The organism is Arthrobacter sp. Bi83 (genome assembly GCF_918698095.1).
In the GTDB taxonomy this organism is placed as follows: Bacteria; Actinomycetota; Actinomycetes; order Actinomycetales; family Micrococcaceae; genus Arthrobacter.
In genome coordinates this window covers 1-9,608 of record NZ_CAKKLY010000085.1, presented here as the reverse complement: position 1 = coordinate 9,608, position 9,608 = coordinate 1, and the positions used below count along the sequence as shown (strand labels likewise).

The 9,608-nt window shown below is 57.3% G+C and carries 8 protein-coding genes; all 8 read right to left on the bottom strand.

Annotation, left to right across the window (positions count from 1 at the left end; genetic code table 11):
• The coding region (locus LQ144_RS22180; protein ID WP_230121412.1) for an FAD-dependent monooxygenase at positions 1-102 on the bottom strand (102 nt) is incomplete at its 3' end.
• Between the two features lie 103 nt (positions 103-205).
• The gene (locus LQ144_RS22175) at positions 206-946 is read right to left on the bottom strand and encodes a helix-turn-helix domain-containing protein (RefSeq protein ID WP_230121411.1); all 741 of its coding nucleotides are present in this window, start codon (positions 944-946) and stop codon (positions 206-208) included.
• 1,912 nt (positions 947-2,858) lie between these two features.
• Positions 2,859-3,194, bottom strand: coding sequence for a YdhR family protein (locus LQ144_RS22170; RefSeq protein ID WP_230121410.1), 336 nt, complete (start codon positions 3,192-3,194; stop codon positions 2,859-2,861).
• A 43-nt stretch (positions 3,195-3,237) separates the two neighbouring features.
• Complete coding sequence (locus tag LQ144_RS22165) at positions 3,238-3,993, bottom strand: hypothetical protein (protein WP_230121409.1); 756 nt, start codon at positions 3,991-3,993, stop codon at positions 3,238-3,240.
• Positions 3,994-4,620: 627 nt separating this feature from the next.
• Positions 4,621-6,246 carry an amidohydrolase gene (locus tag LQ144_RS22160; RefSeq protein WP_230121408.1) on the bottom strand — a complete coding sequence of 542 codons (1,626 nt, stop codon included), beginning with the start codon at positions 6,244-6,246 and terminating at the stop codon, positions 4,621-4,623.
• Between the two features lie 263 nt (positions 6,247-6,509).
• The gene (locus tag LQ144_RS22155) at positions 6,510-7,445 is read right to left on the bottom strand and encodes a helix-turn-helix domain-containing protein (RefSeq protein ID WP_230121407.1); all 936 of its coding nucleotides are present in this window, start codon (positions 7,443-7,445) and stop codon (positions 6,510-6,512) included.
• A 472-nt stretch (positions 7,446-7,917) separates the two neighbouring features.
• Complete coding sequence (locus LQ144_RS22150; protein WP_230121406.1) at positions 7,918-8,994, bottom strand: carbon-nitrogen hydrolase family protein; 1,077 nt, start codon at positions 8,992-8,994, stop codon at positions 7,918-7,920.
• A 162-nt stretch (positions 8,995-9,156) separates the two neighbouring features.
• Complete coding sequence (locus tag LQ144_RS22145) at positions 9,157-9,447, bottom strand: helix-turn-helix transcriptional regulator (protein WP_230121405.1); 291 nt, start codon at positions 9,445-9,447, stop codon at positions 9,157-9,159.
• Between the last annotated feature and the right edge of the window lie 161 nt (positions 9,448-9,608).

Below are 9,608 nucleotides of genomic sequence, written 5' to 3'. Positions count from 1 at the left end.
GGATTCGATGCCGGCCTTGGCCAGCAGGTGGGACAGCATCAGCCCGGCCGGGCCTGCCCCCATGATGGCCACCTGCGTGGTGATGGTCTTGCGTGTTGCCATGACTGGATCTCGCTTCGTTGCGGGCTTAAATGTTCGAGCTTGGGTCCCAGTATGAGCTTCGCAACCTTGATATAGAGCGAATCATTCCGTTGAGCGGAAGCCTTCACGAGACTCCGAGATCCCGGGCGATCCCTCGAGCGGCTGTCTGCATGGCAGGGACGAGCGCCTGGAGGCGCAACTCGCGCAAAGGAACCACGACGCCGAGCGAAGCCACCGCGTAATGCTTGCGATCGAGAATGGGCACCGCGATGCCCCAAGTATCGGTGTCCACCACACCAGCCAACTGCGCGAACCCTTGCTGTCTCGTTTCGCTGAGTATCGCCCGCAAACAGCCAATGCTGACCCTGCCATCAGCGTCATGAAAGTAGTCAAGGTATTCGGCTTGGAGTGTTCTGTCCTGATTCGCCATGAGTGCCAGCCCGGCAGACGATATATGCACCGGCATCCTCCCGGTCACCTGTGCTCGGTTAGTAACGGATCCCCGCCTGGACAGGCGCTCGACGAAGAGAGTCTCCCAGCGGTCCAAAATTGCGAGGTTAACGTTCTGGTTCAGGACCTGCTGGATGTCCTGCATGAATGGCATGGCCGCTTGCGTCAGTGCCAGCGTAGGAGACGTACGGTTGGCCAGCTCCCAGAGCCTGATCCCAGGGCGAACCATTCCGCCCGGGCCAGCCTCTAAGAGCCCGTGGCCGGCAAGTTGCCCGACCAATCGGTGCGTCGAGGTCAGCGGCAGAGCCGCTCGGCTTGCCAAGTCCGAAAGGGACAGAGCGCCGTCCTTTGGAAAGGCACTGATCAACCGGACAATCCTGTCTACCACCGAGTCGCCCGAAGGTGAGTTCGCCAAGGCTGCGCCTTTCGCTTAGTTATCCGAACGTAGCTTCTCTGGTCTTCATGAACAGGGGTGACACCCTTCCACGAATCAAACGTCAGGCGAAGGCAAGTTGCCCGGGCCTAAAAAGACTCACGCCTACATGAAAAAGCATCAGAAGCTGCCGCAGTATGAGGCGACAACCGTTCACTACAGTGATTCTAAGGTGAAATGGCTTGCAAAAGCAGTGGCCGGTTGATAGCGAAAGACGATCGGCCGATCGCGAGTACAGTGTTGCAGAGCGCACCTATTCGTTCGAGAATGAGATTAGCAATCTGCAAACCGAAATCCATAATTCCTCATTTTCGTTTGCCCCGTATTTGCGGGCGACGAATTAGGCGCTAAATACCGATTACGACCAAGGAAGTGCGGCCCACGTGACTCATCAGCCAAAATATTCTCCTGCCGTAACTCATCACGTTCCCACCGGCCAACACGCCCCGGCTAGCGGTTGGTGGAGTCCGGAAACGGAGCCAGAGCCATTCCGCTACCTTCAACGAGGAGAAATAATGCCCGCGTTAGATGGCGACCAGACAATCTGGAAGCTGATGCTGGAACTCGAACCATCACAACGCATCCGATCCAGTACCTACCGCCCCGTGCCAGCAAACTCTCTATTGGTCGAAAACACCTAAGAAGCGATCATCATGAAAAGCAGACTTCTTGTGCAGGCAAGGAAAGAACATATGCAGGCAAGGACATCTTGGGGCGGCGGCAACGGTTCGAGATCAGATATGTCCTCGTCGACACCCCTACTCCTGCGGACAACGTCGGGCGACGGTCAATTTGCCAACCAAAGCCGGAATTGCGCGCCCCTGCCTGGGAACCAGGATAAACCGAATGACAGCGATCTGGATGATCTTTTGTGACGTTAAATGTTTGATAAAACGCAAGCTCTGGTAGCTAATGGGACTGCAATCGCTGGCAAGAAACCATTGGGTTATGAGTTGGATCGACCGGTACCCACACCCAGATGCTGCCTTCGGGCTATCAACAATCAAAGGACTCGACAATGATGGCGCTAAAGAGCCGGGATGGCAAGCAAAAGAAGCTACAACGAGTCGACTAGTTGTTAGGGAAGATTGTCAGAATAGTGGAAGCAGGATACGTTGTGCGTATTGGCGAGGTAGAAGCAGTCATGACTTCTGGATACTTACTGTGGTTGAAGGCCTCAGGATCCGAAACCCGTGCACTATTCGGCCCTGCTCTCGGTCAGCTTGTTTCCTCTCACCGACCCGAACGGGAAAGCCTGTCCTTGCTCGGACCGGCCAACATCGCACAGCCGTGTCCTCGCGGGGACGCATGACACCACAAAGTCCTGGACATCCCATGAGCCACTAACAGTCACATCCAGAACTACCGCGCCGAAGCCTCTAGTGCTCTCTGGGCTTTGACCCTCCGCAAGGAACGAGCAAGGTTATCCCTCGGACTGATCAACCAGCAGAGATGGGGCACCAAAAGCCATGAAGCAGGCCGCTAGCATACTGGCATTTTGCCATGTGCTCCCAGGCAGCTAGAGGTCCCGACCATCGAACTGTCACGGTGGGGATAATAAGGAACTCATAGAAGTTGAGCGGCTTGGCCAGACTAGGTAAGAGGCTAGCTCTTCTGATTTTCGACGATTTCATCGCATACGGCACGGGTAGGCAGCCAGCAACGGCGCACGACAGCGGCGGCGTCCAAGCTACTCGGATCTCAGCCTCAAAGCCGACCAAGTGGCTACTCGTCAGCTGGGCAGTGCCCTCACAGCTTGTTCGACGGCGCCGGGAACTGCGGGTTCCCTAGGCAGCATTTCCATTGCAGCGCATGTGATACGCCTGCAGGCTGCGTGGGTTCAAAGTGATCGCGGCGTATCCGGACGAGGACACGCCGCGGCAGCATAGTCGGGCTATTTGCGTGCTGCAGCGACCGGACCGCGGGTCTGCCGCGTCAGGTCTCCATCAATATCAAAGTAGTGCTTAGTGATGTCTGAGATGCCTGGGTGTGACTTTAGCGACCTCTCCATCACTTCATCGCCCCAATTCCTGGCGTTGGCTTCACTGTCGAAGAGATAGATACCGCCAGCTGTCTTCTCCTCGTCATCGTAAATCCAGATCTTCCATAGCAGGCCTTTCACGCCCGCAATCTTGATGGCCGACTGCATTATCCGCTCGGCCTGCCCCTGGTCGTCCTTCGACAAAGCGCGCCGATAATTCACTTGCAATAGCTTCATAGTGTTGTCCATTCAAAGGTTCCGCCTCGGGGAGGGCAAGGCTAGGGTCTCCTAGCTAGGGAACTTCTGCATGCCACGCGGACATGTGTTCGCGATGTGTGTCCAGTAGTGCATTTTTGTCGTGGAATTGGTCGTAGTAATCGACGTCGACGTGTTGGGCCTGAAGGTAGACCGACGTGTGCACGGTCGGGAGCGTTCCTGGGACACGGCCATAGGTTTCCAACAGTCGTTCCACCACCGATTCGAAGTATCGAATGGTCGCTTCATCGTAGCGCTGTGCCTGAGAAAGGACTGCCCCGCCGTCACGGTACATGCCGATACTTGTGTTGTAAGCCCCGTCACGGCCAAATTTACGTTCAATAAAGCGAGCAACGACGTCATCGGCACCACTGCAGTAGGGCGGCGACAAGGTTTCGAAGTATCCGTCCAGCCCCACGGGATTAGCCAAAGGGGAGTGGGCCACCCGCTTGAACCGGAAACCCATGCCCAAAACTCCCTGATTTTGGTACGCCCCTAGGAGGGCATTGGTGTCGATCCCACCATAGAGCCACCCTCCCAACCCCATGGATTGGAGCATGAGTTGGGTGTTGTAGGCAATGATGCCGCTCTCCACGGTAGCCTGCTGTCCGACCAGCTGTTCAAACGCCGGCAGCGGCATCCGTGCATCAGGGTTTAGCAAGCCTTTCCGAAGAAGTTCAGCGGTGTTGCCGACGGGCCTGTCTTCAAAGGCGTCCCATAGAATGACGCCCTCCCCGCTAATGATCGAAAGAAAGCCAAGAAACTGCTCGGTCGCATCTGCGATCGGAACCATCAGAGTCGTCCCAGGACGAAGTGCGTTCCACCTGTTGTGCGCCGCGATATACGCAGAAGGAAGATGACAACGCTCGTCAGTCACTTCCTGAGCAAGCTGTCGGTCAGGGCGACCAGCGAGTCTAGCGAAGTCGCGTGTGCAGCTTGTTCTAAAAGCTCCGGGGATGCGGTGCGAAGTGCCGTTATGTAGACACCCGAATCATCGATAATTGCCAGTTCGGAGCTGTGTATTCCTGCGGCACTCGGATTGGTCCGTCCGGTCAAACGACTCGGGTAATTGCAACCAGCATCAGGTGGGCCCGATTCAGTATGGGGCATGCCCAGGTGCCAACCCGTCAGGCCGGTAGCAGCCCACACCAGAAGAGCCCGTTCGTCTGCGCCGAGTGGGTGAGGCTCGTGCCTGGAAGAATACGCCAGCGGACCATCAGGAATCGTCATACCCAAGCCGAAGCGGCGTGATCTTCTTCCAGCCAGGGCTTCGACCAAGGTAAAGGAACGTACTGCGTCTAACTTGCCCCGTCTAAAACTCATCTTGTCCTTTCAAAGGTGCGGCCGGGCTCGGGAAACCGGCAGCTCGAGTGCGCTTTCCGTGCGGGGCGGGTAGTGGCCTTAGTTGGCTGCTTGGGATTCATTCAGCTCGTTGGTGTGCTAAGCGGCCGTCGACATAGGTGCGATCAACCTGCAGGCGGCGCAAATCATTGGTCGTGCACGTGAGGGGATCCCGATCCAGGACCAAAAGGTTGGCACGCTTACCCTTTTCGAGGCTTCCTTCCTCGCTGTCGCGTCCGGAAGCGTGCGCCGCTTGGATGGTGAAAGCTCGTAATGCCTCTGCCGCGGTTACCGCCTCTTCCGGCTCGATTGAGACCCCGGAGAGGTGTTGCCGAGCGACTGCAGTCCACATGATTTCAGCAGGCGAAAACGTGCCCGCAGGATGATCGGATGCGAAACTGACGCGGACTCCAGCGTCGATCATGCTGCGAACAGGAATGACCTTGAGGTGGTTCTGGTTCTCCCCCCTCCAGCCAGAAAAAAGATCACCCACATTGTGGGCCAGACCTGGGTTGGCCACTAGGTCAATGTCTAACTCAGCCATGCGAGTTGCCTGGCGGGCCTCAGCAACGAAGGCATGCTCGAGCCTGAGGACTGGTTGCCGGCCAAAGGTTTCGCGAACGGCTTCGTAAGCATCGAGAATTATATCGATGGCGCAGTTGCCCATGGCGTGGACCGCAAGGTCGATGCCAAGGCCAGTGGCCCGCAGTGCGATGTCGCGTACCTCACGAGGGTTGTAGAAGTTTGTCCCCACGTGTTTGACGCAGCCGTCATGTATTTGGTGAATTGCACCGCTGTCGGGGTAAGCCCGATCAACGAACACCTTCATAGCACCGCCACGGAGCATCCGAGTCCCCTTGCGTTGGATACGTTCAAGAACGTCGGGGTTTCCCAAATCTTGCCGGGCGAACAGGAAGTCTCCTCCGTGTATCTGTTGCAATGTAAGAGGAAGCCGCCCCGATTCATCGGCGCGCCGGTATAACTCGGCGCCCTTAGCCGTGACACATGCGTCGCCCACTCCGGTCAGCCCCACAGCCAGATACTGTTTGGCTTTGGATTCCAGTAACTCGACGGCGTGATCCCAGTCCCGTTCTGCGTAGTCCTCCCACGAGATGGAATTGAGTAGACCGGCGGTGGTTCCCATCAAGGTTCCAGTGGCCAAGCCGCGGGTATCACGTTCTACGCCTCCGCCCCAAGGGTCAGGGGTGCATTGTGTAATCCCTGCAGCCTCCAACGCTGCCGTATTCGCGTAGCCTGCATGCCCGCTGACATCTACAAGGAAAAAGGGGTTGTTAGGAGAAACTTCATCCAACTCGTATCGGGTGGGTGTACGTTGCTCTCTGATTTTGGACATGTCGAAACCGAATCCGCTTGCCCATTGCCCCCGAATGAGATTTGAGCAGTGGGCTCGAATTACCTCGAGTACCTCGTCCATCGAGGCGAGAGGAGGGGTCATGCAGTTAACCGCTACTGGGGCGAAAGCGGCAAAACTCATGTGATTGTGGGCATCGATGAAACCAGGGACAACGGTTCGACCTCCGGCATCAAGGACCTCTGCTTGATGTGATGCCTTTAGGCGCAGGTCTGCTTCGCTACCCACCGCGGCGATGCGGCCCCTCTCAATCAGGACGGCTTCGTGGACGGAATCGTCTTCATCGACGGAACGGACAACTGCGTTCGTGATGAGCTGGGCTTGTACTTCCATTGGCTAACCTCATTGGTGTTGGCGGGAAACGAAGCCTCCAGTCAGAGAATGGGCTACGTCGCCTGCATCCATGTGTGTTGGAAGCCTGGAGGGGGCGCGCGGGCCGCTGAATGCAGGCAGTGCGTTCGGGAAACTTTCGTCGCTCCATCGAGAGTAGATGGAGCGCCCGGGCTGTTTCGATGCTTTTCCCGCCAACTTTTTGCCGTTTCCCGACAAATTCGGAGGTCTCTCCTGAAGAGGTGAAACAAAAGAAAGTCAAGCCTCTAGTCGTGTGCCTTGCGATAAGCCAATGGAGAGAAACCCGTAGACCTTGAAAAGGAACGTGAGAAATTCGATGAGGTTCCGAAGCCGCAGTAAAGGGCGATTCGGGTCATGGAGGCGCTGGTCGCCGTCAGCATCGCCTTTGCACGCTGGATCCGCTCCCGGGCAATACAGGCTGCGGCTGTGGTCCCGTGCGCTTGAAAGATCCTATTCAGCTGCCGCGCTGACATACTCAGCTCCAGCGCTATCCGATTCGTAGTGAGCTCATGATCGTGAGCTTGCTGCTCAATGAGACGAACTGCCTCCAAAAACAGACTGCGGGCACCGTTGCCAGCCACTATGCCTGTGAGAGCCTTGGCAATCACCCGAACTCGGTTTTCAAAATCGGATGTTACGCCTCCAGCTGTTGTCAGACTCTGGAGCAAGACCCGGTATTCGTCTAGACCAAGATTTGCGCCGCCCTCGTAACCTTCCCTGATGCGGATACAGGACTCGCCGTTAGAGAAGAGATCGCTGGGCACGAGTATCCGGGGTATCTCCAACAGAATTTCTGCGGTGCCGGGGCGGAAGCCAATAAAAAAAGGGTCCTGTGGGTCGTAGAACAGGACGTCGCCTGGGCCGGCCACATGCATACTTGAGGCGGACGAGTAAGACACCCCGCCTGCCACGACGACCTTGCAGAAGATCGCCTCCCCAGGGGCACCGGCATTTCGTGCAACACGATCGACTACGTGTCCGTTAAGAAAGAATCCATGGACTCGTGTTTCATCAACCGTTGACATTGAATGGCGCGCCAGCAACCCGTCACTGTTCAGCGGGGTGTAGTCAGCCGTCGGAAACAGGGACTCGTCTATGTGATCCTGCCACACTCGCGTCCGGTCCCGAGTCGTATAAGGTGCAGTCGAAAAGTGATGCGTTCTTCCCACAGCAATCTCCATTATGAAACCGTGCTATTAATCGACCGTGGATCTCAAAGACGCGGCCTCAAGAAAGGCTTTGGCCGTTGGGGCGACGTCGCAGACGCAAGGCCGCCACAACTTAGTCCCTTCGCTCTGTTCTTTCACACAGGCTGCCCGACGCTGTAGGGACCACCGCAGTGCGCGCGATCAGTTCATCCAGAATGCACGCAATCCTAAGTATGAACAACAAGGCATCGGCGATGGAGTAATCGCACATTGCGATGACCTCAACGAACGGGCACGCCAACGGAAAAACTTGAAAGGTACCTGTGGGAGAAACTGAGTCCTCCTGCCATCACGCCGCGGACTAGTACCCGGGCACCACCTGCTCCCCCGCGCGGCTTACTTGGCCGTCTTACTCGCCGCCAGGGACTGTGGGACTGTCCAACAAGTGCAATGTGCGTGGCACCAAGGAATGGACGTGGAACCACCCACACTTGAAGTTTGCACTCTATAGTTCCTGAGGTATCGGATCCCTCCCTTCCATTTCTGAGGCTGCGTCCCAGGAGCGGTCTTTAGCTACAGTGTCTGACGAAGAGACGATGGCACGTGTGCGGGTTGTTTGTTCTGCTGGTGCGGTTTCGATGACGGGGCGGCGGACGGTTTTGTTGAGGACAAGTTGTGTTGCGTCGGCGCGTGAGTAGTGGCCGGCGGGGTCTGCGATGGCCTTGGCCAGGGAGATTGTTCCTAGGTCGATGTCGGCGTAGATAATTCCTTCCTGGTCTGTCGGGAGGGCTTCGTGGAGCTGTTTGCCGTCGGGTCCGAAGATGCGGCTGTATCCGCCGCCGGTTTTCAGGAGGGCTTTTTGCAGGTCGGTGTCGCACAATTCGTCTTGCATCTCTTGAGAAACGATGGCTGTGGGTGCCAGGACGTAGCAGGACCCTTCCAGGGCGTACACGCGTGATGCTGACACGTTGGCTTCGCCGCTGAGTGCATATGCTCCTCCCTCGTACAGGGAGAAGCTGGGCCAGGCGGCGAAGTGGAGTTGTTCGTTCTGGGCGTACATGGCGTATTTGGACAGTGGCTGCAGGTGTTCCCAGCAGCAGAGGCCGCCCACGCGGCCAAGGTTCGTGTCCCAGACGGTAAGGTCACTGCCGTCTCCTTCGCCGTAGATGGTGCGCTCCACGTGGGTGGGCTTGAGTTTGCGGCGCTGGGCGATCGTTTTTCCATCGTCGCCAATGATCCATTGGGCGATGTAGAGGCTGCTGCCGCTGCGTTCGCTCAGGCCCAAGCCGACCATGATGTTGTTGTCTTTCGCGGCCTTTGCCAGGCGTTCGGCCTGGGGAGTGCCGTATTCCAGGGAGTTGTCGAAGTACCGCTGTCCGAACTTCGCCAGCCATACTGCGGGTGCGTCCAGCCAGGCGTACCAGGGGTAGCCCGGGAGCCAGGTCTCGGGGAACGCGATCACTTCAGCGCCGTTGCTGGATGCTTCTTCTATCAGGGCGACCGCCTTGTCGATGGTGGCGTCAAGATTGAGGAAGACAGGTGCGGCCTGGATGGCCGCTGCCTTGAACTTGGGGTGGTCCATGGAAAGCTCCTAAATTTGTGACCTCAGTCACCGCGTCTTGGATGCCTTCAATGTTAGGTAGGTCAGTGCATGTATGTCTTGCCTGCGCGTCGCAGAGGCATTGACTGTTTGTGTCAGCTTTTCTGGGGATCCCGGACTGCCAACTGCCGGAGCTGGTAGCCGTTATTTTGGTGGCCGGTGCAGCAACGACGGGGGCTGGCCAAATTGGCGACGGAAGGCCCTGCTGAAGTGGGCTGAGTCCGAAAACCCCCAGGCCTGCGATAGCTCCGCCAATGTTCCTTTATGACTGCCCTTGAGTAGCTCTTCCCGGATTCTTTCCAGTCGCTGCTGCCAGACCCATCCCATGACCGTTTGCCCTTGGAGTGCGAAGGCGCGGTGGATGCTGCTTGGTGAGAGGTGGAGCTGTTGGGAGATGGCGGCGATGTTGAGTGAGTCGTCACGCAGGTTGTCCAAAATGTAGCGCTGGATGAGCTTTTTCCTGGGTGGATGTTACCGATCGCGTTATTTGACGATGTAGCCGTCACGGTCCGTGGCGACGGGCGGGCATGAAAGCGCCCCGCCGGATGGTGACCGGCGGGGCGCTGATCGTCGCGCTGACGCGGCGATGGTCATTG

Coding starts and splice junctions, on each gene's coding strand:
- LQ144_RS22165 (WP_230121409.1), bottom strand. CDS start 3,993: ATGGTTCCGATCGCAGATGCGACCGAGCAGTTTCTTGGCTTTCTTTCG.
- LQ144_RS22150 (WP_230121406.1), bottom strand. CDS start 8,994: ATGGACCACCCCAAGTTCAAGGCAGCGGCCATCCAGGCCGCACCTGTC.
- LQ144_RS22170 (WP_230121410.1), bottom strand. CDS start 3,194: ATGGACAACACTATGAAGCTATTGCAAGTGAATTATCGGCGCGCTTTG.
- LQ144_RS22160 (WP_230121408.1), bottom strand. CDS start 6,246: ATGGAAGTACAAGCCCAGCTCATCACGAACGCAGTTGTCCGTTCCGTC.
- LQ144_RS22155 (WP_230121407.1), bottom strand. CDS start 7,445: ATGGAGATTGCTGTGGGAAGAACGCATCACTTTTCGACTGCACCTTAT.